This is a genomic window from Enterobacter sp. Taxon_2 (genome assembly GCF_058355295.1).
Map to the genome: position 1 here is coordinate 3,551,603 of NZ_CM178024.1, position 22,214 is coordinate 3,573,816.

Here is a 22,214-nt window from a genome sequence, read left to right on the forward strand (position 1 = left end):
TCCCCTCTCCTGTGGAGAGGGGATAACCTCACATAAACTCAACAATATCATCATTATCCGGCTTACCGCCGCTGAGCGCTTCATCAAAGTAGTGCTTTGGTACGGTATAGCGCAAACGATCGAGCGCGAACTGCATGCTGCGGTCGTCGATGGCGTGGCCCAGATCGTCAACGATATCCAGCGTCACATCCCCACCTTCGCGAATCAACGCTTCCTGGGCAGCAACCGCATGCGAGAGCTCGATCACCCGGTCTTCACCGCCGTGGATTAAGTGGATCGTGGTCTGCGTGGTTGCGCTTGTCGGTAACGTCGCAAAACGGCCGTTAAACGCGATTACCCGTGAAACCAGACCCGGCTGCGCTTTAACGCTTTCCAGCGACATGATTGACCCCTGTGAGAAGCCAATCAACGCGGTCGCGTCGGCACCCACGCCGCTCTGCTGTTGCCAGTAGCGGACGATATCGATAAAGGTGGGCATGATGGCATCGATGCGCGCCTGACGGTTCTCTTCCGTCACGCCCTGAACCGAGAACCACTGGCGTCCGTTCGGACCGCATGGCTCAACGCCACCGATGCTGACAATCAGCGCGTCGGGGAAAACGGGCGCAAACCAGCTGCCAATCTGACCCATATTGACGGCATTATCGCCAACACCATGAAACAGAAGCAGTAACTGTTTAGCCGGTTTGTCAGGGCTTTGAACAACAAAATGGTCGTGTTTCATGGTGGTCTCCTTAATAGATGACCTGGATTCTACGCCTCCCGGCGGGAATGACCATGCCACTTTACTGAAGAAGTCATTGAAAAAATTGCCATTGCAAAATGGCTTCCTTCAACCGCTGGCAGCGCGGATAATCAAGGCTTTCAAGCGCTTGCGCGGTTTCACTGCGCAACTTTGCCAGCAACGCTTTTCGCCCGACCTCATCCGCTTTCCCTGCCATTTTCCCCCGCAGGGCCGGAAGCGGCATATCAACGGTGAGCAACAACCGCGTCAGCGCGGCAACCGAGGTTGAAAACGCCCGATGGGCAAACGCAAACCCCGCCAGTTCCAGCCAGTCGTCACTATTAAGGGTAGCTTCCCAGCCGTCTTCCACCGGGATCTTTTCACCGTTCCGGGCCGACAGGACGCGCATATCCCGGCACAAACGCTGATGTTCCTGCGCGCACAGCTGACGCCCGGCTTCGCTCAGCGGCAGCAGCGCCATCGCCGTGTAGCAGCCGCTGCTGGCTTCCCGATGGCTCCCCATCCGCACCAGCACAAACCCACATTGCTGCCAGAAATGCCACAGCTCGTCGGTATAACCAAAACTCACCGACAGATAGTCTTCCCCGCTGGCGCTACGGATAAGCCGTTGCCCGATGCCTTCCTGCTGACGCAGGGGGTGAACCGCAATGCGGCTAATCCGTCGCCCTTTCAGCGTCGCCGCGAGTGGCGATCCGCCGTGCGCCGCCAGCGACTGCGCCACGAGATTCCCGCGTGGACGCCGGTATCCCGCCCACACGGCGCGGCTAAGCTCAGGGGACAACCCGCCCTCTTCCACCAGCCAGAGCGCGCCGGCAATCTCTGTCTCCGTCCCGGCAACAGCAAAGTGCTGGCCGGGCGCGTCCATCATCCGGCGTAAATCGAGCGGTGAAGTACGGTAGTGTGCAGCACACAGCAGTTCATAAACGCTTGCCACGCGTGCCGGGTCACTCTCCCACGTCCGCGGTGTCAGCGGCTTTATACGCACATCGCCTTCCGGTTTGCGATCGATAAGCGCATCATCAAATAACAGTGCATTCGCCACGAATCGCTCAAGCGGGCATCCGGCAGCCCAGCGAATGGGGGTCGATAAGGCATAATGCCGCAATCCACTGAAACGAGCGCAGAACTTCAGCAGGAATCCCCTGCCCGTCCCCTCATAGCCCTGGACCGTGGTGGTTAACACTACGCGCGGAAAACGCGTCACCAGCTTCTCCAGCAGCGGACCAGGGATCGCAGCCGCTTCATCGACAATCAACCAGTCAGCCTGATGTGAAGAGGCCAGCAGCGCGTCCGGAGCCATAAAGCGGAAATGCTCGCCCGCAAAGCGCGCAATGACATCCGTTGCCCCTTTAGCCGGTGCAGTGACCACCGCACTCCCCTGAATGCGACTGAGCAGCATCCCCGCCAGCGCTGACTTTCCGCGTCCGCGCGGTGCCGTTACGGCTGCAATGCCCGCATGCATGGTCAGAAGCACGTCGAGGATCTCCGCCTGCTCGCGCTGCGGTGCGCCGCTGGCAGGCTGCCAGGCGGGTAAATCCGGCGCAACGGGAACGGACAAGGGACGATGCTGATGCCAGACAATCGCATCCGAATCGGCGGCAAGCGTCCGGCAGAAGTGGTGCACAAAGTGTGGAGTGGCGATCGGCTCCGCGCTGTCGCTCCAGCGCAAAGAATCGCTGTCAGGCCTGTCGGCCCAGTCAGCAAGCGGCGGAACCCGCAGCACCAGAAGGCTTCCGGCGCTCAGCGTTCCACTCAGGGCGGCAAACGCGGCGACATCAAACCCGGTGCTGGCGTCAAAAACGGCATGCCGGAACTCGCGTCCCAGCAGGCCGCTGATGGCTTTTGAAGGATGTTCGTGAAGCCTTACCCAGTCTCCGGGCAAGGCGTCACGCAGGGCAACCGCCTGGCTTAACGTCCACTGCGCCTCACCGCTGAGCACCACCAGCCGACGATGGCCGGTGCGCTCAAGCTCGCGTATCAGCTGATCAAACGCCAGCATTACATCGCTTTGCCGAAGGTATTACACTGCGCCGGGTCGCCGCTGTCGAAACCTCGTTTAAACCAGCTGTAGCGCTGCTGTGAGGTACCGTGAGTGAAACTGTCCGGTACGACGCGCCCCTGGCTCTGCTGCTGAAGACGGTCGTCACCGATCGCCTGAGCGGCATTTAACGCCTCCTCAAGATCGCCGGATTCCAGCACGCCCTGCTGCTGCATGCTGTGACCCCAGACGCCCGCGAAGCAGTCCGCCTGCAGCTCCATTTTGACGGACAGGCGGTTCACTTCTGCCTGAGACGCATTTTGCTGCAGCTGGCGTACTTTTGGCTCAATCCTCAGCAGCTTTTGCACGTGATGGCCAACCTCATGCGCGATCACGTAGCCCTGGGCAAAATCACCGTCGGCGCCAAGCTTGCGTTTCATGTCATCGTAAAAAGAGAGATCGATATAGACGGTACCGTCTGCCGGGCAGTAGAACGGCCCCATCACGGATTGCCCGGTGCCGCATCCGGTGCGGGTTGCCCCCCGGTACATCACCAGCTTCGGCTGCTGGTAGGTACGCCCCATTTTCTCAAACAGCTGACTCCAGGTGTCTTCTGTTGTGGCGAGAATAACGGAGGTAAATTTGGCCGCTTCATCTTCATTCGGGCTGATGGAGCGCTGAGAATGCTGCTGCTGTTGCAGCGGCTGACCGGTCATCAACCCGGTGAGGTCAACGCCGTAGTAACCCGCGACTAACACCACAATCAGCAGGATGATACCGCCCTTGCCGCTGGGTAACCGGAAGCCGGGCCCCCCCATTGAAGGACCGCCGCCACCATCACTGCGTCTGTCTTCTACATTGTCACTTTCACGACGCCCTTGCCAGCGCATAACCACCTCGAACTATTCCATTTATAATAGCTATGATCGTAGGCGGTTAACGGCAAGATTACCATAGGAAACAAAGGTAAGACGCCAAAGGATGCGAACATCCTTTGGCAAGTGAGGGAGTTAGTCGAGCTTAACGCCTAAACGGTGAGCAACCGCTTCGTACGCTTCAATCAGGCCACCCAGGCTCTGACGGAAACGGTCTTTATCCATTTTATCCAGGGTTTCTTTGTCCCACAGGCGGCTACCGTCTGGTGAGAACTCATCGCCCAACACCACTTCGCCTTTGAACAGACCAAACTCCAGCTTGAAGTCGACGAGGATCAGGCCCGCGTCATCAAACAGTTTTTTCAGCACGTCGTTGGCTTTATAGGTCAGCTCCTGCATACGCGCCAGGTTCTCTTTGCTCACCCAGCCGAAGGTTTCGCAGTAGGATTCGTTGACCATCGGGTCGTGCATGGCATCGTTTTTCAGGAACAGGTCGAACAGCGGTGGGTTCAGTTCGATACCTTCTTCAATGCCGAGACGCTTCACCAGGGAGCCCGCCGCACGGTTACGAATAACGCACTCAACCGGAACCATATCCAGTTTTTTCACCAGACATTCCGTATCGGACAGCAACGCTTCCATCTGGGTCGGGATACCCGCTTCGGCCAGTTTGGTCATAATGAAGTGGTTGAACTTGTTGTTCACCATGCCTTTACGATCGAACTGCTCAATGCGTGCGCCATCCCCTGCTGACGTATCATTGCGGAACTCGAGCACCAACAGATCCGGGTTTTCCGTGCTGTATACGGTCTTCGCTTTGCCACGATACAACTCAGCTTGCTTCTGCATCTTCATTACTCCTGGTGTGATGATTTGTGTTCAAAACTGGGCATATTATGCCACGCACACGTTTGCGTGGCACGAAAATAAAAAGGGCTGGATTCACCAGCCCTCGTATTTATTTGCTGAATGCTGCCTGGAAGACAGCGACCAGCGCATCGTTCTGCGACTGGGTCAGCGTGTGACCTTTTGGATCGATAAACTGCAGGCTACTGCGGTTATCAAGGTCACCGACCTGAATTTTGTAGTCACCGGAGGCAAGCTGAGGATCTTTCGCGCCCAGTTCCTGCCATGCGCTGTCGGAGAGCGGCTTATAGGTTGCCGTCATGCTACCGGTTGAGCGGGTGCTGTCGGTCACTTTCATGCCCACTTTTTCCAGCGTCGCTGGCAAACGCTGCCAGGTCTGGTTAAACGGTGCACGAACCACCAGCATTGGCAGGCCGGTATCATCCGCACCGCTTTGCACATCGAAGGTCACACCGTTGCGGCTCTGCGCGGCGTTGGCGGCATCGGTCGCGGTTTTATCCAGACCCGCGGCAATCACGTTCAGCATTTCGGTGCTGTAACGCTGCAGGGAAGCGGCATCCGCAACCGGTTTACCCGCCTGCTCCAGGTTCAACAGCTTAACGTTAACCGCCTGCTGGTAACCCTGTGGTTTTACGGAGACTTGATAACGACCGCGGTACTGCTGGTCTTCATCCAGACGGTTCCACTCGATCCAGTCGGTGGTTAACGTCTGGCTGGCGTCATCGCGTTTATCGATGGTGTAGTTCTTCGACTGAATAACGCTGACAACCTGCGGCCACAGCGTGCTACCGCGCGCGCTCTCAACCATCAGAGACGCCGTATCACCGGTGAACTGGGTACGCGCCCCGTTAACCAGCGCCAGAGGCTGTGCTGGCGGACGAATATCAAGCGCTTTACCGACCGGGCCGCTGCCGTTGGTCACGGGAATATTATAATCGCCGTTCTGAATCGGCAGGATCATACCAGCCGGTGCGTGAAGTTCAGCAAGCGGGGTCGCATCCAGATAGGATTCATCACCGCTCACCTGGCGCTTGTAGCGCGAGTCTGAACTACAGGCAGCGAGCAGCATAACAAGCGAAACACTCGCAACCTTCGCCAGGCGCGACTTCTGTACTGAATAAGCCATCAAATCTCCCTAAACTCTACAGCAAACCGGCATGCTTCAGCGCCGCCCTGACGATGTCACGACCGTGGTCGGTAATCGGTGTCATTGGCAGACGCAGCGTATCGGTTGCTACAAGCCCCAACTCCTTACATGCCCATTTCACTGGGATCGGATTGGGTTCGACAAATAATTTATTGTGCAGCGGCATCAAACGCTGATTAATGACGCGGGCTTCATCAAAGTGACCGGCTGCGGCCAGTTTGCACATTTCAGCCATATCGCGCGCCGCAACGTTTGCCGTTACGGAAATCACGCCATGGCCACCGAGCTGCATAAAGTCCAGCGCGGTCGCATCATCACCACTCAACAGGATAAAGTCGTCTGAAACCAGCTCTTTGATCTGATGAACGCGGCTTAAGTTCCCTGTCGCCTCTTTAATACCGATAATATTTTTTACTTCCGAGAGACGACCAACGGTTTCCGGCAGCATATCGCAACCGGTACGGGACGGCACATTATACAGAATTTGTGGCAAGTCAGTATGTTCAGCGATGGCTTTGAAGTGCTGGAACAAACCTTCCTGAGTAGGACGGTTGTAATAAGGGGTCACCGTCAGACAGCCAACGATGCCGCTGTCGTTAAAACGTTTGGTCAGGCTAATAGCTTCTGCGGTTGCATTAGCCCCTGTCCCCGCGATGACCGGAATACGTCCGTCAGCCAGTTCCAGGGTCAGCATCACTACATCGCCGTGCTCGTCGTGGCTCAGCGTTGCGGATTCACCGGTAGTCCCTACCGAAACGATCGCCGAGGTTCCATTGGCGACATGGTAATCAATGAGCTTCTTCATGCTTGACCGGCAGACATTACCTTTTTCATCCATCGGTGTAACAAGCGCGACAATACTTCCCGTGAACATGAGCCATCCTCTGTGCGAACAAGAGCCTCAATGTTACGTTTGGAACTGTAATAAAAGCAAGCGACCTGAGGCGCTCAGGCGGTTGTATGCATGTTTTTTTTATGCTTTCCTTAGGAAGACTTAACCAAGCAAAGGAAGAACAGGTTTGACAACCTCATCACAACATTACCTGGTTATCACTGCGCTGGGTGCCGACAGGCCGGGTATCGTGAACACCATCACCCGCCACGTAAGCAGCTGCGGCTGTAATATCGAAGACAGCCGTCTGGCCATGCTTGGCGAAGAGTTCACATTTATTATGTTGCTTTCCGGGACATGGAACGCCATTACGTTGATTGAATCAACCCTGCCGCTGAAGGGTGCCGAGCTGGATTTGCTGATTGTCATGAAGCGCACCACGGCGCGACCGCGTCCGGCTATGCCTTCTACCGTCTGGGTGCAGGTTGAAGTGCCTGATTCTCCCCATCTGATAGAGCGCTTCACCGCGCTTTTTGACAGCCATCAGATGAACATTGCCGAGCTCGTTTCCCGCACACAGCCGGGCGACGCAAGCACAGTTCCCACGCTCTTTATTCAAATTACCGCACACAGTCCTGCATCACAGGATGCGTCAAATATCGAGCAAGCGTTCAAAGCCCTCTGTACAGAATTAAACGCGCAGGGCAGTATAAGCGTCGTCAATTATTCGCAGCACGAACAGGATGGAGTTGAGTAATGAACCCACTGAAAGCCGGTGACATCGCACCGAAATTTAGCTTACCGGATCAAGACGGCGAGCAAGTAAATTTGACCGACTTCCAGGGACAGCGTGTTCTGGTCTATTTCTACCCGAAAGCCATGACCCCCGGCTGCACCGTACAGGCCTGCGGCTTACGCGACAACATGGACGAGTTGAAAAAAGTCGGCGTGGAAGTGCTGGGTATCAGCACGGATAAACCAGAAAAGCTGTCACGATTTGCTGAAAAAGAGCTGCTGAACTTCACGCTGCTTTCTGATGAAGACCATCAGGTGTGCGAGCAGTTCGGCGTCTGGGGCGAGAAGACGTTTATGGGTAAAACCTACGACGGTATTCACCGCATCAGCTTCCTGATTGACGCTGACGGAAAAGTTGAACACGTGTTTGACGACTTCAAAACCAGCAATCACCACGACGTGGTGTTGAACTGGCTGAAAGAAAGCGCCTGATAAACAGCAAAACGGCAACCCAGGTTGCCGTTTTTCGTGTTTTCCCTCTCTCCCCGTGGGAGAGGGTCGGGGTGAGGGCATCAGGCCGCTCAAAACTACTTCTCTTCCACCGCCGGCACATCCGGCCACGCGTGGACCACGGCTTTAATCAGCGTTGCCAAGGGAATCGCAAAGAACACGCCCCAGAACCCCCACAGCCCGCCGAAAATCACCACCGATAAGATAATCACCAGCGGATGCAGGTTCACCGCTTCGGAGAACAGCACCGGTACCAGCAGGTTACCGTCCAGGCCCTGAATAATCAGGTACACCGCGAAGCAGCTCCAGAACTCAGTTCCCAGCCCAAACTGGAACAGCGCCACGCCAACCACCGGAATGGTCACCACAAACGCGCCGATGTAAGGGATCAGGACCGATAACCCTACCAGCACCGCCAGCAGCAGCGAGTAGTTCAGGCCGAAAATCAGGAAGCCAATCCAGGTGGCGACCCCTACGACAATCATCTCCAGCACCTTGCCGCGAATGTAGTTGGTGATCTGCTGGTTCATCTCTTCCCAGACCTGCCCCGCCAGCCCGCGGTTACGCGGCAGAATACGGCGCACGGCGTTGAGCATCTGGTCTTTATCTTTCACCAGGAAGAAGACCATAAGCGGCACGAGCACAAGATAAACCGCCAGCGTCAGCAGTCCGACCAGCGAGGCCAGAGAGTATTTCACCACCGAATCGCCCATCGTCATGATGCGGGCGCGCATATTTTCCGCCATCGCGTCGATAATCCCGGCATCCATCAGGGCTGGGTAACGGCGCGGCAGCGTGGCGGCAAAATCAGAAAGCTTGTTGAGCATGCCGGGCATATCGCGAATAAGGTAGATCCCCTGCTGCCAGGCAACCGGCATCACCACAAAGGCCATTAACAGCAGGATGCCGACAAACAGCACCAGGACGATGCTGGTCGCCCAGCGACGGGAACAGCCGATGTGCTCCAGGCGCGCCGTTGGCCACTCCAGCAGGTACGCCAGCACAATCGCCACCAGCAGGGGCGCGAGCAGGCCGCTGAAGAAGAACAGAATACCGAACCCGGCAACCAGAATAACCAACAAAGCAATGGCTTCCGGGTCGCTGAACCGACGCCGGTACCACTGCATTAACATTTCGAGCATACAACCCTTCCCTGAATCGAATGGCGGGAGTGAGACGATGAATTGTATCTAACTGTCACAAAAAAGACTTTCGCTTTTTGTATCCCGATCACAATCCGCAAAAGCCTGATGAATGGGATTTTCTTCATGCTACAACACGGCTACACTCCCAGAGCAGCAGAGATGAACGATATACCGGTTCATCGGTCAAATTAGCACATCCAACATACAGGACAGTGGTTATGTTCAGGCAGTTGAGAAAAACACTGGTTGCGACACTGATTGCCGCGGTGACGGTCGGTCAGGTGTTGCCCGCTTTTGCTGACTCGTCCGATACATTGCCGGACATGGGCACCACAGCAGGAAGCACGCTCTCTATTGGGCAAGAGATGCAAATGGGGGATTACTATGTTCGCCAGCTGCGCGGCAGCGCCCCGCTGATTAACGACCCTTTGCTGGTACAGTACATTAACGGGCTGGGGATGCGTCTGGTTTCGCACGCCGACTCGGTAAAAACCCCCTTCCATTTCTATTTAATCAATAACGACGAAATCAACGCCTTCGCCTTCTTCGGCGGTAACGTGGTGCTGCATTCGGCGTTATTCCGTTACTCTGACAACGAAAGCCAGCTGGCCTCGGTAATGGCGCACGAAATTTCGCACGTCACTCAGCGCCATCTGGCGCGTGCGATGGAAGACCAGAAACGTAACGCCCCCCTCACCTGGGTGGGCGCACTGGGCTCTATTCTGCTGGCGATGGCCAGCCCGCAGGCCGGGATGGCAGCACTGACCGGTACGCTGGCGGGAACGCGCCAGGGGATGATCAGCTTCACCCAACAAAACGAGCAGGAAGCGGACCGCATCGGGATTCAGGTGCTGCAGCGTTCGGGCTTTGACCCGCAGGCCATGCCGAGCTTCCTCGAAAAACTGCTCGATCAGGCGCGTTATTCTTCCCGTCCGCCGGAAATTCTTTTGACCCACCCGTTGCCGGAAAGCCGTCTGTCGGACGCGCGTAACCGTGCCAACCAGATGCGTCCGGTCGTGGTCCAGTCTTCGCAGGATTTCTACATGGCGAAGGTGAGAACCCTGGGGATGTACAATTCCGGGCGTAACCAGCTCACCAGCGACCTGCTGGATACCCTGGCAAAAGGCAACGTGCGAGAGAAAAACGCCGCGCAGTATGGTCAGGCGCTCCAGGCGATGGAAGCCAGCAAATACGACGAGGCGCGTAAGGCGCTGCAGCCGCTTCTGGCAGCCGATCCGAACAACCCGTGGTACCTCGATCTGTCGACGGATATCGACCTGGGGCAGAAGAAGCCTGCCGATGCGATTAACCGCCTGAAAGGGGCGAAAGACGTCCGTACCAACCCGGTGCTGCAGCTTAACCTGGCGAACGCTTACTTGCAGGGCGGCCAGCCTGGCGAGGCGGCGACCATCCTCAACCGCTACACCTTTAATAATAAAGACGATCAAAACGGCTGGGATCTGCTCGCTCAGGCGGAAGCCCAGCTCGGCAACCGCGATCAGGAGCTGGCGGCGCGTGCCGAAGGTTTTGCCCTGGTGGGCCGCCTCGATCAGGCGATTTCCGCGCTCAGCAGCGCCAGCTCGCAGGTCAAACTCGGCAGCCTCCAGCAGGCTCGCTACGACGCGCGTATCGATCAGCTACGCGGCCTGCAGCAGCGCTTTAAGCCGTACGAGAAGATGTAATAAAGGAGAATTCACGTCATGACAGACGCCGTAAAAATCTATCATAACCCTCGCTGCTCCAAGAGCCGCGATACCCTGAGCCTGTTAAAGTCTAACGGCGTGGAGCCGGAGGTGGTGCTGTACCTTGATACCCCACCTGACGCGCAGACCCTCCGCCAGCTACTGCACATGCTGGGAATGGGCAGTGCAAGAGAACTGATGCGCCAGAAAGAAGATCTGTATAAGTCGCTTAACCTGGATGACAACCGTCTCACCGAGGCTGAGCTGGTCCAGGCGATGGTTGAAAATCCAAAGCTGATTGAGCGCCCGATTGTGGTGGCGAACGGCCAGGCGCGCATTGGACGCCCGCCGGAAGACGTGCTCGAGATCCTCTAGTCCTTATGCCGCAGCGCTTCCAGAAAGGCCTGCGGCGTACTCTCTCCCAATTTTTTCTGGGCTTTCTCCCGGTTGTAAAATTCGCACAGCTGGATCAACAGCTCGCCTGCCGGTTCACTGTTCAGACGTGGAATGATGTCGCATAGCGGCAGAGCAACCTGAACGGCGGGGTATTGCTGTGGATGCACTGTCACGGTGGTATTGCGTTTCTCAAGCTTCACCTCGAAACCAAAAGTCTCAATAGATTGAATATCAGCCGGACAGGCTTCCAGCACGTCGTTCACCCAGTAGACCAGCAGCTGTGGAGAAATGCCCGCGTACAGCCGGGCGGAGCACCAGCCGCTCACGGGTTCACGCGCCCAGAGCAGATGCTGTTCCCCGCCATCGTCCATATGCAGAGACAGAGGCTGATGATGTAACAGGAGTTTTTGCGGCACGATACCTGCCCTCAGCGCCTTTTTCCCTTGTAACGTCGCGCCCTTCTGCTTTACCGAAGCCGGTTTGAGGTAGCGATTGAGGGTCGCGCGGGATACGGCGATCCCGAGTCCGTTATTGACCATCTGCAGCAGTTCGTCCAGCGGGGCACCCGTGATATCTCGCAGGGCATTGACCAGCGCAACCTGCTCCTGTCTCAATGCTTTGTGTATCACTTTTGGCGTCGTGTGGTTATCCGAAACCTGGTCGCGGTTACGCCAGCGCCTGACTGTAGTGACCGAGATCCCCAGCTCAACGGCGAGCTCCCTGTCGCTTTTATCTGATTGCTGAAGATAGCGACGGATGCGCGGCGTCGTGGTGGCATTAGCATGCAGTTTAATTTCCATCGCAGGATCCTCAGAACCAATCTTGTGAGATTTATACTATACCAGCGATTGCTTTGTGACCGATTTCACCTTTCGCTCGCCACGCTTCACTGATAATCCTCAGACATAACACAAACAACACCCCTCAATCTTGTACGGAGTTCACAATGAACAATGTTCTGGGATTTCTTGAAGCAAAACTGATGCCGCTGGCGGCCAAAACGGCCCAGCAGCGGCATCTCGGGGCCATTCGCGGCGCCTACGTCTCCTTCATGCCGTTTATCATCGTCGGCTCTATTCTGCTGGTGATCTCGTCGTTCCCGAATCAAGCCTATCAGCAGTTTATGTCTCAGGCCTTTGGTGAGAGCTGGAGCGCCATTATCGAAATCCCGTTCAACGCGGTGTTCTCCACTATGTCGCTGTTCATCAGCTTCCTGGTCGCCTTCCGCCTGGCGGAACACTATGGCGAGGATCGCATCTCCTGCGGCATCCTGGCGCTGGTCGCCTTTCTCATCCTGACGCCCTTTATCAAAGTGGCGGAGAACGGCGGTATTACCGTCATTCCGGTGGAGTGGATTGGCAGCAAAGGGCTGTTCGTGGCGATGATTGGTTCCCTGCTCTGGACGGAGCTGTTCTGCTGGCTCAAGCGCAAAAAACTGGTGATCAAAATGCCGGACGGCGTGCCTCCGGCGGTGCAGGAGTCGTTCGCCGCGCTGATCCCGGCCCTGCTGGTGATGATTCTGGTGCTGGGTATCCGTATCGTGTTTGAAAACACCCACTACAACACCATCCACCAGTTTATTTACGAAGTGGTTGCCACGCCGGTGCGCCACTATGGCACCTCATACTTTGGCGCGCTGATGACGGTGTTCAGCATCACCATTCTGTGGTCAGTGGGTATTAACTCAGGCTCGATGATCAACGGCATCATTCGCCCGCTGTGGATGGAGAACCAGACCGACAACATCGCCGCGATTCAGGCAGGCACGACGCCGCCGCACATTATCACCGAACAGTTTTTTGACATGATCTGGATGGGCGGCGCGGGGGCCACGCTGTCGCTGGTGATTGCAATGCTGATTTTCGCCCGCAGCAAAAACATGCGTGAAGTGGCGCGCCTCGGCGCCGGGGCATCGGTGTTTAACATCAACGAACCGATCCTGTTTGGCCTGCCGGTGATCATGAATCCGATCATGCTTATCCCGTTCAACCTGGTGCCGCTGGTGCTGGTCACCGTGCAGTATGCGGCGATGAAGATTGGCGCGGTTGCCGTCACCACCGGGGTGTTTATTCCCTGGACGCTGCCGCCGGTCATCAGCGGTTTTATCGTCACCGGTCACCTGAGCGGCAGCGTGATGCAACTGATCAACCTGCTGATTGGCGCCATGCTGTATCTGCCTTTTATGCGTATCGTGGACAAACAGTACCGCGCGGCGGAAATGGCCACCGTTACGCAAACCGACACCACCCTTGCAAAACAGGAGTAACGCATGTGGGGAATTATCGCGACCTGGCGAATGGCGCTTGAAGGCGTCACCGAGTCTGCATCTGCGCTGGCTGCGGGGAAACCGGTCTCGGCAGCGGTGGTGGATGCCGTCGCCGCCGTCGAAGACTTTCCGTTTTATAAATCCGTCGGCTACGGCGGGCTGCCCACCGAAAATGGTGAGGTGGAGCTGGACGCCGCCTACATGGACGGCGACACGCTGGCGTTTGGTGCCGTGGGCAACCTGGTGGATATCGCCAACCCGGTGCGCGTGGCGCATGCGTTAAGCCGCCAGCGCTACAACAGCCTGCTGGTCGGCCAGGGCGCGCGGGAATGGGCGCTGAGCCAGGGCTTTGCCGACAAAACCATGCTCACCGACCGCGCCATGCAGCACTACCGCAAACGCTGCCGCGAAACGCTGGATAAGGGCTTAAGCCCTTACGACGGACATGACACCGTCGGCATTATCGGCCTCGATAAACAGGGCTCAATGAGCGTCGCTACCTCCACCAGCGGCCTGTTCATGAAAAAACGCGGTCGACTCGGCGATTCGCCGATCATCGGCTCCGGCTTTTACTGTGACAGCGAAACCGGCGCCGCAACCGCCACGGGCGTCGGTGAAGATCTGATGAAAGGCTGCACCAGTTACGAAATCGTTCGCCGCATGGCGCAGGGTATGACGCCGCAGCAGGCGGCGGATTCGGTGGTGTTCGAACTGGAGGACAAGCTGATGTCGCGCTTTGGCCGCGTGGGCGATCTCTCCGTGGTGTGCATGAATAACAGGGGCGAATTTGGTGCCGCTACCAACATCAAAACCTTTTCGTTCGTGGTGGCGACGGCTCGCCAGCCCCTCACCGTTTTTCGTACCGAACGCCTGCGGGAGAAAACGCATTATCACGCGGTAGACGATGAGTGGATGCAGGCCTATGCCGCGCGGATCCGCGCGCCGATTGAGGAGTCATGATGATTACGTATCAGTTTATCACCGCGCTTTCCGACGCGAAGCCGCAGAGCCATTTGATTGCCTCCGCCTCCTGTACGCTTTTGCCCGAAACGGCGCTTGTCGCGGAAATGCGCGAGTCTGCCAGCATCGCTGACACCCGCTTTGGCTGCGCCCCGTTTGCCCGGATCACCCTGCTGCCCGATGCGCTCTGGCAGGATAGCCTGACCGAAGGATTACTGGCGGCGCTGCGCCCGCTGCTGGCCTCGCCCGTCAGTCCCGAGCTGATACTGGACGTGACTGATATCGACGATGTGGTGCTGGCGCAGGTGCTGCGTTTTCTCTTTAATCAGGCGCACAGGCTTAGCGATTTGCAGTTGAAGGAAACCAGCGACAGCGTCCGTCTTGAGCGCATCGCCGCGCTCTGCTTACCCGAACAGCAGGAGCGACTGGCGGTTATTTTCCGCCAGCAGCAGGCCATCGCCCACGGCATGGTCGCGGCGCGACGTCTGGCGGATATCCCGTCCGACAGCTGCACGCCGCAGTTTGTGGTGGAAGAGGCGCAAAAACTGTGTGCCGCCTTCCCTGCCCTGCGGTGCGAAGTGCTGAATGAAAAGCAAATCGTTGAGGACGGTCTGGGGCTGCTGCACGCCGTCGGCAAAGGGGCGACCTGTCCGCCGCGCCTGCTGGCGATTCATTATGACGGTGTCAACGACGGCCCGGTGCGCTGCTATGTGGGTAAAGGCATTACCTTTGATACCGGCGGCCTGTGGCTGAAGGAAGGCGCGGGCATGTACACCATGAAATACGACATGTGCGGTGCGGCTAACGTGCTGGGCCTGATGCTGACCGTCGCAGAGCTGGCGCTGCCCGTACGCATTATGGGCGTGCTGGCGCTGGCGGAAAACGCCATCGGCCCGGACGCCATGCAGCCCGGCACGGTAGCAACGGCCTGCAACGGGATCACCGTTGAAATCAACAACACCGATGCCGAAGGCCGACTGGTGCTGGCGGACGCCATCGCCTGGGCCAGCCAGCGCCATCCGCAGGCGCGCTATATCATTGATATGGCCACCTTAACCGGTGCGGTCGTGAAGGCGCTGGGGTATGAGCTGAGCGGGCTGATGACGCAGGATGAACCGCTGCGCGCGGCGCTTACGCTGGCGGGTAAGCAGAGCGGTGATGAAGTGTGGTCCCTGCCGCTGGATGCGCGGCTGAAAAAGCAGACCGACAGCGCGATTGCCGATCTGTGCAACACGCCGACCAACAATGCGGCGATCAGCGCCTCGGCGGCGTGGCTGCTGCATCACTTCTGCCCGCCGACAATTCCGTGGGTCCATCTGGACATCAGCGGTACGGCGCTGTGGCGTGAAAGTGGGCGAAGCGTGGCATCGGGAAGACCGATTCCACTGCTGGTTGAGCATCTAATGGGGGATCTTTAGCCGGGTGGCGGCTGCGCCTTACCCGGCCTACAAAGTGCGGCAGGTTTTCGTAGGCCCGGTAAGGCGAAGCCGACACCGGGCGAGCAAATTCAAAGCTTGAGAATATCTTTCACAAACGGGATGGTCAGCTTGCGCTGGGCGGTAATGGAGGCGCGATCGAGCTGATCGAGCGTATCAAACAGGGTGCGCATTTCGCGATCCAGACGCTTCAGCAGGAAGCGCCCCACGTCCTCCGGCAGCTCAAACCCACGCTGCTTTGCGCGCAACTGTAACGCCTGAAGCTTATCTTCATCCGACAGCGGCTGGAGCTTGTAGATTTGGCCCCAGTCCAGGCGAGACGCCAGATCCGGCAGTCCCAGATTCAGCTGGCGAGGCGGACGATCGCCGGTGATCAGCAGCCGGGTTTTCCCCGATTCCAGAATGCGGTTGTAGAGGTTAAAGATCGCCATTTCCCACGGCTCATCCCCCGCCACGCATTCGATATTATCAATGCACACCAGCGAAAGATGTTCCATTCCCTCAAGCACCTCAGGCACGAACCAGGTACGTTTATCCAGCGGCACGTAGCCTACCGCATCGCCGCGCGCCGAAAGCTCCGCGCAGGCGGCATGCAGCAGGTGGCTGCGCCCCGCGCCTTCGCGTGACCAGATATAGATGTATCCGCTGTGTTCCTGGCGCAGCACGTTTTGCAGTGCAGCCAGTAAAGAGGGGTTATCACCCGGCCAGAAACTCGCGAAAGTTTCGTCGTCAGGGAGATAGAGTGGCAGAGAGAGCTGTGCCGGTCCGTTCAGAAGTACCTCAACCAGATCTGACATAAAATCGGCATGGAGTTTAACACGGAACCTGCAAGGAGAGAACCGGGCGGATCGTCCACCCGGTTATAGGATCAGTGTGACGCTTTTTCGCTTTCGTCAGCGTCCAGCACCACCTCTTCCGGACGGATCACGGAGATCAGCTTGAAAATCAGGCTCAGGCCCACGCCGACGATGGTTGCCAGCGCCATGCCTTTCAGCTCGGCCGCGCCGATGTGCACCTTCGCGCCGCTCACGCCGATAATCAGGATCACCGAGGTCAGGATCAGGTTCTGCGCCTTGCTGTAATCCACTTTGGATTCAATCAGCACGCGAATACCGGAGGCACCGATCACGCCGTACAGCAGCAGAGAAACGCCGCCCATCACCGGCACCGGGATAATCTGAATCGCTGCCGCCAGCTTACCGACGCAGGAGAGCAGAATGGCGATGATCGCCGCGCCGCCGATAACCCAGGTGCTGTAGACGCGGGTAATCGCCATCACGCCGATGTTTTCACCGTAGGTGGTGTTTGGCGTAGAACCAAAGAAACCGGAGATGATGGTGGAGAAACCGTTCGCAAACATGGAGCGGTGCAGGCCCGGGTCGCGGATTAAATCGCGCTTAACGATGTTCGCCGTTACCACCAGGTGGCCGACGTGCTCCGCAATCACCACCAGCGCCGCAGGCAGAATGGTGAAAATCGCAAACCATTCGAAGCGCGGCGTGTAGAAGGTTGGCAGCGCGAACCAGTGCGCCTCGGCAATCGGGGTGGTATCCACCACGCCCATCACGAAGGAGAGCGCGTAGCCCGCCAGCACGCCGATCAGGATCGGGATAATCGCCATAAAGCCGCGGAACAGCACGGAACCAAACACCGTTACGCCCAGGGTCACCAGCGAGATGATAATGGTTTTGGAATCCGGTGACTGGCCGTCAGCAGGCAGCAGACCGGCCATATTCGCCGCGACGCCCGCCAGTTCGAGACCGATGACGGCCACGATGGCGCCCATCGCTGCAGGGGGGAACATTACGTCCAGCCAGCCGGTACCGGCTTTCTTCACAATGAAGGAGACCAGGCAGAACAGCACGCCACACATGATGAAGCCGCCCAGCGCGACCTCATAACCCAGCGGCAGCAACAGCAACACCGGCGAGATAAAGGCGAAGCTCGACCCGAGATACGCCGGAATTTTGCCTTTACAGATGAAGAGGTACAGCAGCGTACCGATGCCGTTGAACAGCAGCACGGTAGCCGGGTTAATGTGGAACAGGATTGGCACCAGCACGGTTGCGCCAAACATGGCGAACAGGTGCTGCAAACTAAGCGGGATAGTCTGTAAAAGCGGCGGTCTTTCACTCACCCCGATAGCACGGCGCGTCATAGTGTTTTCCTCTGAGTAGTATCGTTGTTGGTGTTTTATTCAAAAAAAAGCCGACTATCAAAGTCGGCTTATTTATCGTTATTCGATTATTTCGTACCAAAGATCTTATCGCCGGCATCGCCGAGCCCCGGGATGATGTACCCGTGCTCGTTCAGGCCCTGGTCGATAGAGGCGGTATACAGCTCAACGTCCGGGTGCGCTTTTTCCAGCGCCGCGATCCCTTCCGGTGCCGCAACCAGCACCAGCACTTTAATGCTGCTGCAGCCCGCTTTTTTCAGCAGGTCGATGGTAGCAATCATTGAACCGCCGGTTGCCAGCATCGGGTCAACCACCAGCGCCATACGCTCGTCGATGTTGGACACCAGCTTCTGGAAGTAAGGAACCGGCTCGAGGGTTTCTTCGTTACGGTAGATCCCCACCACGCTGATGCGCGCGCTTGGCACGTGCTCCAGCACGCCTTCCATCATGCCGAGACCGGCACGCAGGATTGGCACAACGGTAATTTTCTTACCTTTGATCTGCTCAACCTGCACCGGGCCGTTCCAGCCTTCGATGGTGACTTTTTCCGTTTCCAGATCGGAGGTCGCTTCGTAGGTCAGCAGGCTGCCGACTTCAGAGGCCAGTTCGCGAAAACGCTTCGTGCTGATGTCATGCTCACGCATCAGGCCCAACTTGTGTTTAACGAGTGGGTGTTTCACTTCCACAATCTTCATTCTCTTTCTCCTCTGAATGGCATCCGCAAAAAAATCGCGGGATTATACCGCTTTTTTCGGATTAGGCCATACCCATGTTGCTTGACAGGGATCAAGCAAAGACAAAAAAGCCGGAGGCTGAGTTCCGGCTTGGGTGCGGGTTCTGCCCGGTGGCGCTGCGCTTACGTGGGCCTACGTGTATTGTAGGTCGGGTAAGCGTTAGCGCCACCCGACAATTACAGGTTATCCCCGTTGCTCGCAATCACCTGCTTATACCAGTCGAACGACTTCTTCTTGCTGCGGTTCAGCGTGCCATTGCCTTCATTGTCTTTATCGACAAAGATAAAGCCGTAGCGTTTTTTCATTTCACCGGTACCGGCAGACACCAGGTCGATACAGCCCCACGGGGTATAGCCCATCAGGTCTACACCATCTTCCACCACCGCTTTTTTCATCTCGCGGATATGGGCGGCCAGGTAGTCAATGCGGTACTGATCGTTCACCGTGCCGTCACTCTCCTGCACGTCGATTGCGCCAAAGCCGTTCTCAACGATAAACAGCGGCAGCTGGTAGTGATCCCAGAACCAGTTGAGGGAGTAGCGCAGCCCCACCGGGTCAATCTGCCAGCCCCAGTCGGATTTTTGCACGTACGGGTTAGAGACCAGGCTCTTGCTCTCGTCGTAATCCAGCTGCGGGTTGTCCGCCGTCGCCTTGGTGGCGAAGGACATATAATAGCTAAACCCGATATAGTCCACGCAGCCCTGCGTCAGCGCCGCTTTATCTTCTTCGGTAATATCCAGCGCGAAGCCGCGACGTTCGAAGTAGTTGAGCAGATGCTGCGGGTACTTGCCGCGCACGTGCACGTCGGTGAACCAGTAGCGGCGGTGCATGGCGTTCATCGCCATCATCATATCGTCCGGCACGCAGGTCAGTGGATAGATAGGACACATGGCAATCATGCAGCCGATCTGCAGGGACGGGTTAATCTCGCGCCCCGCCTTCACCGCCAGCGCGCTGGCCACCAGCTCATAGTGCGCGGCCTGGAACATTACCGGCTCGCGATCTTCGCCCGGCGCGTACTTCAGCCCCGAGTTGGTGAATGGGGCAAAGTCTTCGTGGAAGTTGGCCTGGTTGTTGATCTCGTTAAAGGTCATCCAGTACTTAACCTTGTGCTGATAGCGCTGGAAAACCACTTTTGCAAAACGAACGAAGAAGTCGATCAGCTTACGGTTGCGCCAGCCGCCGTATTCCGTGACCAGATGGAACGGCATCTCGAAGTGAGACAGGGTAATAACCGGTTCGATGCCGTGCTTCAGACACTCGTCGAACAGGTCGTCATAGAATTTCAGGCCTGCCTCGTTCGGCTCAAGCTCGTCGCCTTTCGGGAAGATCCGCGTCCAGGCAATAGAGGTGCGGAAGCATTTGAACCCCATCTCGGCAAAGAGTTTGATGTCTTCTTTATAGCGGTGGTAAAAATCGATGGCTTCATGGTTAGGGTAGTTTTTCCCGTCCAGCACGCCGTTGGTGATTTCACGCGGCACGCCGTGCGCGCCTGCGGTCATCACATCGGCCACACTCACCCCCTTGCCGCCCTCTTTCCAGCCGCCTTCGAGCTGGTGCGCCGCAACCGCACCGCCCCACAGAAAATCTGCTTTAAATCCTGACATTCACTTTCCCTCATTCTGCGTTATTTTCTGCAAAAACAATTACAGAAACCGGTTTCAGTTGAATGATGTGCAAAGCCGTTTCGGGTTGCAAGGAGAATACCGAAACCGGTTTCATTTTCGTGAACAGACGCAAGTTTGGGCGCACTGGCAGGCTGCGCGTAAAAAAAGATCCCTACGTCCAGAATAGGCTCGCAAACGTTTGCCTGGACTGTTAGAATTGCGCCGATTTTTCTTACTAGCTATGCAATCGCGTGGGGATTTAAGCCGTGACCAACAAAACTTCTCTCAGCTACAAAGATGCCGGTGTTGATATTGACGCAGGTAATGCGCTGGTTGACCGAATCAAAGGTGTGGTGAAAAAAACCCGCCGCCCGGAAGTGATGGGTGGTCTGGGTGGATTCGGCGCACTGTGCGCGCTGCCGCAAAAATATCGTGAACCTGTTCTGGTCTCGGGAACTGACGGTGTAGGCACCAAACTGCGCCTGGCGATGGATTTAAAGCGTCACGACACGATCGGTATCGATCTGGTCGCGATGTGCGTGAATGACCTGGTGGTTCAGGGCGCAGAGCCGCTGTTCTTCCTCGATTACTACGCGACCGGCAAACTGGACGTAGATACCGCGGCAAGCGTGATCAACGGTATCGCCGAAGGGTGCCTGCAGTCTGGCTGTGCGCTGGTTGGCGGTGAAACCGCGGAAATGCCGGGCATGTATCACGGCGAAGATTATGACGTCGCGGGCTTCTGCGTCGGTGTAGTAGAAAAATCAGAAATTATCGACGGCAGCAAAGTGGCCGATGGCGATGTGCTGATCGCGCTGGCCTCCAGCGGCCCGCACTCCAACGGCTACTCCCTGGTGCGTAAAATCATCGAAGTGAGCGGCTGTGACCCGCTGACGACCGAGCTTGACGGTAAACCGCTGGCTGACCATCTGCTGGCCCCGACCCGCATCTACGTGAAGAACGTGCTTGAGCTTATCGAGAATGTCGACGTGCACGCCATTGCACACCTGACCGGCGGCGGCTTCTGGGAAAACATCCCGCGCGTCCTGCCGGACAACACCCAGGCGGTGATCGACGAATCCTCATGGCAGTGGCCAGCCGTGTTTAACTGGCTGCAGACCGCAGGCAACGTGAGCTCCCACGAAATGTACCGCACCTTTAACTGCGGCGTGGGCATGGTTATCGCCCTGCCGGCAAGCGAAGCGGATAAAGCAGTCAAGCTGCTGACTGAAAAAGGTGAAAACGCGTGGAAAATCGGTACGATTAAAGCCTCCGATTCCGAACAGCGTGTGGTAATTGAATGAAAAACATCGTGGTGCTCATTTCCGGCAACGGAAGCAATTTGCAGGCGATAATTGACGCCTGCAAACAGAAGAAAATCAATGGCACCATTCGGGCAGTTTTCAGCAACAAGGCCGACGCGTTCGGCCTTGATCGCGCGCGGGAAGCGAACATCCCTGCGCACGCGCTGGAAGCCAGCCAGTTCGCCGGGCGTGAAGCCTTTGACCGCGAGCTGGTGCATGAGATTGATGCCTACGCGCCGGACGTGGTCGTACTGGCGGGCTATATGCGTATTCTGAGCCCGGCTTTTGTAGAACACTTCGCCGGACGTCTGCTGAATATCCACCCTTCCCTGCTGCCGAAATATCCCGGCCTGCACACCCATCGTCAGGTTCTGGAAAACGGCGATGAGGAGCACGGCACCTCCGTGCATTTCGTTACCGACGAGCTGGACGGCGGTCCGGTGATCCTGCAGGCCAAAGTCCCGGTCTTTGACGGCGACAGCGAAGAAGACGTGACCGAGCGCGTGCAGACCCAGGAGCATGCCATCTACCCGCTGGTGGTAAGCTGGTTTGTCGACGGGCGTCTCGAAATGCGCGACGGCGCAGCCTGGCTGGACGGCGTGAAGTTACCCCCGCAGGGCCATGCGGCGGAAGAGTAGTTTGTTATGTCGGGTAGCGAAGCTGTGCTTACCCGACCTGTTCATTGCATTACCCGATATCCCCTTCTCCAACCTTCTAAAATCCCCAACAAAAAAAATAACTGTCATACTTTTCTGGCACTGTTGGACATATCGTGGAAATGCTCGCCATAATAAGGACGAGACGGATTTACCACGTCCT

At 57.1% G+C, this 22,214-nt stretch carries 21 protein-coding genes; 9 read left to right on the plus strand and 12 right to left on the minus strand.

Annotation, left to right across the window (positions count from 1 at the left end):
• Positions 1 to 28 precede the first annotated feature (28 nt).
• The 6 genes from ypfH to dapA all read right to left on the minus strand — a co-directional run bounded on the left by ypfH (position 29) and on the right by dapA (position 6,486).
• Complete coding sequence (gene ypfH / locus AC4IC4_RS16830) at positions 29 to 724, minus strand: esterase (protein ID WP_024907569.1); 696 nt, start codon at positions 722 to 724, stop codon at positions 29 to 31.
• Positions 725 to 797: 73 nt separating this feature from the next.
• Complete coding sequence (locus AC4IC4_RS16835) at positions 798 to 2,744, minus strand: tRNA(Met) cytidine acetyltransferase TmcA (protein ID WP_491471555.1); 1,947 nt, start codon at positions 2,742 to 2,744, stop codon at positions 798 to 800.
• Positions 2,744 to 3,613, minus strand: coding sequence for a KPN_02809 family neutral zinc metallopeptidase (gene ypfJ / locus AC4IC4_RS16840; RefSeq protein WP_491471556.1), 870 nt, complete (start codon positions 3,611 to 3,613; stop codon positions 2,744 to 2,746). Before ypfJ ends, AC4IC4_RS16835 begins: the two co-directional genes overlap by 1 nt.
• 120 nt (positions 3,614 to 3,733) lie before the next feature.
• Complete coding sequence (gene purC, locus AC4IC4_RS16845) at positions 3,734 to 4,447, minus strand: phosphoribosylaminoimidazolesuccinocarboxamide synthase (RefSeq protein WP_023332985.1); 714 nt, start codon at positions 4,445 to 4,447, stop codon at positions 3,734 to 3,736.
• 109 nt (positions 4,448 to 4,556) lie between these two features.
• Positions 4,557 to 5,591, minus strand: coding sequence for an outer membrane protein assembly factor BamC (bamC, locus tag AC4IC4_RS16850; RefSeq protein ID WP_032646781.1), 1,035 nt, complete (start codon positions 5,589 to 5,591; stop codon positions 4,557 to 4,559).
• Between the two features lie 16 nt (positions 5,592 to 5,607).
• Entirely contained in the window at positions 5,608 to 6,486 is an 879-nt protein-coding gene (dapA, locus tag AC4IC4_RS16855) for a 4-hydroxy-tetrahydrodipicolinate synthase (protein ID WP_008501633.1), read from the minus strand.
• Between the two features lie 145 nt (positions 6,487 to 6,631).
• Here dapA and AC4IC4_RS16860 point away from each other — a divergent pair, with 145 nt between their 5' ends.
• Complete coding sequence (locus tag AC4IC4_RS16860; RefSeq protein WP_023325845.1) at positions 6,632 to 7,201, plus strand: glycine cleavage system transcriptional repressor; 570 nt, start codon at positions 6,632 to 6,634, stop codon at positions 7,199 to 7,201.
• A complete protein-coding gene (gene bcp, locus AC4IC4_RS16865; protein ID WP_008501635.1) occupies positions 7,201 to 7,671 on the plus strand; it encodes a thioredoxin-dependent thiol peroxidase in 471 nt (156 codons plus the stop codon). Before AC4IC4_RS16860 ends, bcp begins: the two co-directional genes overlap by 1 nt.
• A 95-nt stretch (positions 7,672 to 7,766) precedes the next feature.
• On the opposite strand, the gene AC4IC4_RS16870 is transcribed toward bcp, so the two are convergent.
• Positions 7,767 to 8,831, minus strand: coding sequence for an AI-2E family transporter (locus AC4IC4_RS16870; protein WP_024907566.1), 1,065 nt, complete (start codon positions 8,829 to 8,831; stop codon positions 7,767 to 7,769).
• 221 nt (positions 8,832 to 9,052) lie between these two features.
• Between AC4IC4_RS16870 and bepA the strand changes: the two genes are divergently transcribed.
• Complete coding sequence (gene bepA, locus AC4IC4_RS16875; protein WP_048991275.1) at positions 9,053 to 10,516, plus strand: beta-barrel assembly-enhancing protease; 1,464 nt, start codon at positions 9,053 to 9,055, stop codon at positions 10,514 to 10,516.
• Between the two features lie 18 nt (positions 10,517 to 10,534).
• A complete protein-coding gene (gene arsC / locus AC4IC4_RS16880) occupies positions 10,535 to 10,891 on the plus strand; it encodes an arsenate reductase (glutaredoxin) (protein WP_024907564.1) in 357 nt (118 codons plus the stop codon).
• Here the strand turns inward: arsC and AC4IC4_RS16885 are convergent.
• Positions 10,888 to 11,712 carry an XRE family transcriptional regulator gene (locus tag AC4IC4_RS16885; protein WP_491471557.1) on the minus strand — a complete coding sequence of 275 codons (825 nt, stop codon included), beginning with the start codon at positions 11,710 to 11,712 and terminating at the stop codon, positions 10,888 to 10,890. The genes arsC and AC4IC4_RS16885 overlap by 4 nt on opposite strands.
• 146 nt (positions 11,713 to 11,858) lie before the next feature.
• Between AC4IC4_RS16885 and celB the strand changes: the two genes are divergently transcribed.
• Genes celB through AC4IC4_RS16900 form a run of 3 tightly spaced genes read left to right on the plus strand, consistent with a single transcriptional unit; the run spans position 11,859 to position 15,556 of the window.
• Positions 11,859 to 13,178 (plus strand): PTS cellobiose transporter subunit IIC, encoded by a 1,320-nt coding sequence (gene celB, locus AC4IC4_RS16890; RefSeq protein ID WP_024907562.1) that lies wholly within the window; start codon positions 11,859 to 11,861, stop codon positions 13,176 to 13,178.
• A gap of 3 nt (positions 13,179 to 13,181) precedes the next feature.
• The gene (locus tag AC4IC4_RS16895) at positions 13,182 to 14,138 is read left to right on the plus strand and encodes a glycosylasparaginase (protein ID WP_024907561.1); all 957 of its coding nucleotides are present in this window, start codon (positions 13,182 to 13,184) and stop codon (positions 14,136 to 14,138) included.
• The gene (locus AC4IC4_RS16900) at positions 14,138 to 15,556 is read left to right on the plus strand and encodes a leucyl aminopeptidase family protein (protein WP_491472837.1); all 1,419 of its coding nucleotides are present in this window, start codon (positions 14,138 to 14,140) and stop codon (positions 15,554 to 15,556) included. The genes AC4IC4_RS16895 and AC4IC4_RS16900 overlap by 1 nt, the downstream gene beginning before the upstream one ends.
• A gap of 89 nt (positions 15,557 to 15,645) precedes the next feature.
• On the opposite strand, the gene AC4IC4_RS16905 is transcribed toward AC4IC4_RS16900, so the two are convergent.
• From AC4IC4_RS16905 to AC4IC4_RS16920, 4 genes are all read right to left on the minus strand, one after another.
• Positions 15,646 to 16,347 (minus strand): DnaA inactivator Hda, encoded by a 702-nt coding sequence (locus tag AC4IC4_RS16905; RefSeq protein ID WP_166792068.1) that lies wholly within the window; start codon positions 16,345 to 16,347, stop codon positions 15,646 to 15,648.
• Positions 16,348 to 16,442: 95 nt separating this feature from the next.
• Positions 16,443 to 17,732, minus strand: a complete 1,290-nt coding sequence (gene uraA, locus AC4IC4_RS16910; protein ID WP_032646790.1) for a uracil permease — start codon at positions 17,730 to 17,732, stop codon at positions 16,443 to 16,445.
• Positions 17,733 to 17,818: 86 nt separating this feature from the next.
• A complete protein-coding gene (upp, locus tag AC4IC4_RS16915; protein WP_008501641.1) occupies positions 17,819 to 18,445 on the minus strand; it encodes a uracil phosphoribosyltransferase in 627 nt (208 codons plus the stop codon).
• A gap of 215 nt (positions 18,446 to 18,660) precedes the next feature.
• On the minus strand, positions 18,661 to 20,091 hold the full coding sequence (locus AC4IC4_RS16920) for a 6-phospho-beta-glucosidase (protein ID WP_491471558.1): 1,431 nt from the start codon (positions 20,089 to 20,091) through the stop codon (positions 18,661 to 18,663).
• Positions 20,092 to 20,357: 266 nt separating this feature from the next.
• On the opposite strand from AC4IC4_RS16920, the gene purM reads away from it, so the two are divergent.
• A complete protein-coding gene (gene purM / locus AC4IC4_RS16925) occupies positions 20,358 to 21,395 on the plus strand; it encodes a phosphoribosylformylglycinamidine cyclo-ligase (RefSeq protein ID WP_024907556.1) in 1,038 nt (345 codons plus the stop codon).
• Positions 21,392 to 22,033: a phosphoribosylglycinamide formyltransferase gene (purN, locus tag AC4IC4_RS16930; protein ID WP_491471559.1), complete on the plus strand. Its 642-nt coding sequence runs from the start codon at positions 21,392 to 21,394 to the stop codon at positions 22,031 to 22,033. The genes purM and purN overlap by 4 nt, the downstream gene beginning before the upstream one ends.
• Positions 22,034 to 22,214 lie beyond the last annotated feature (181 nt).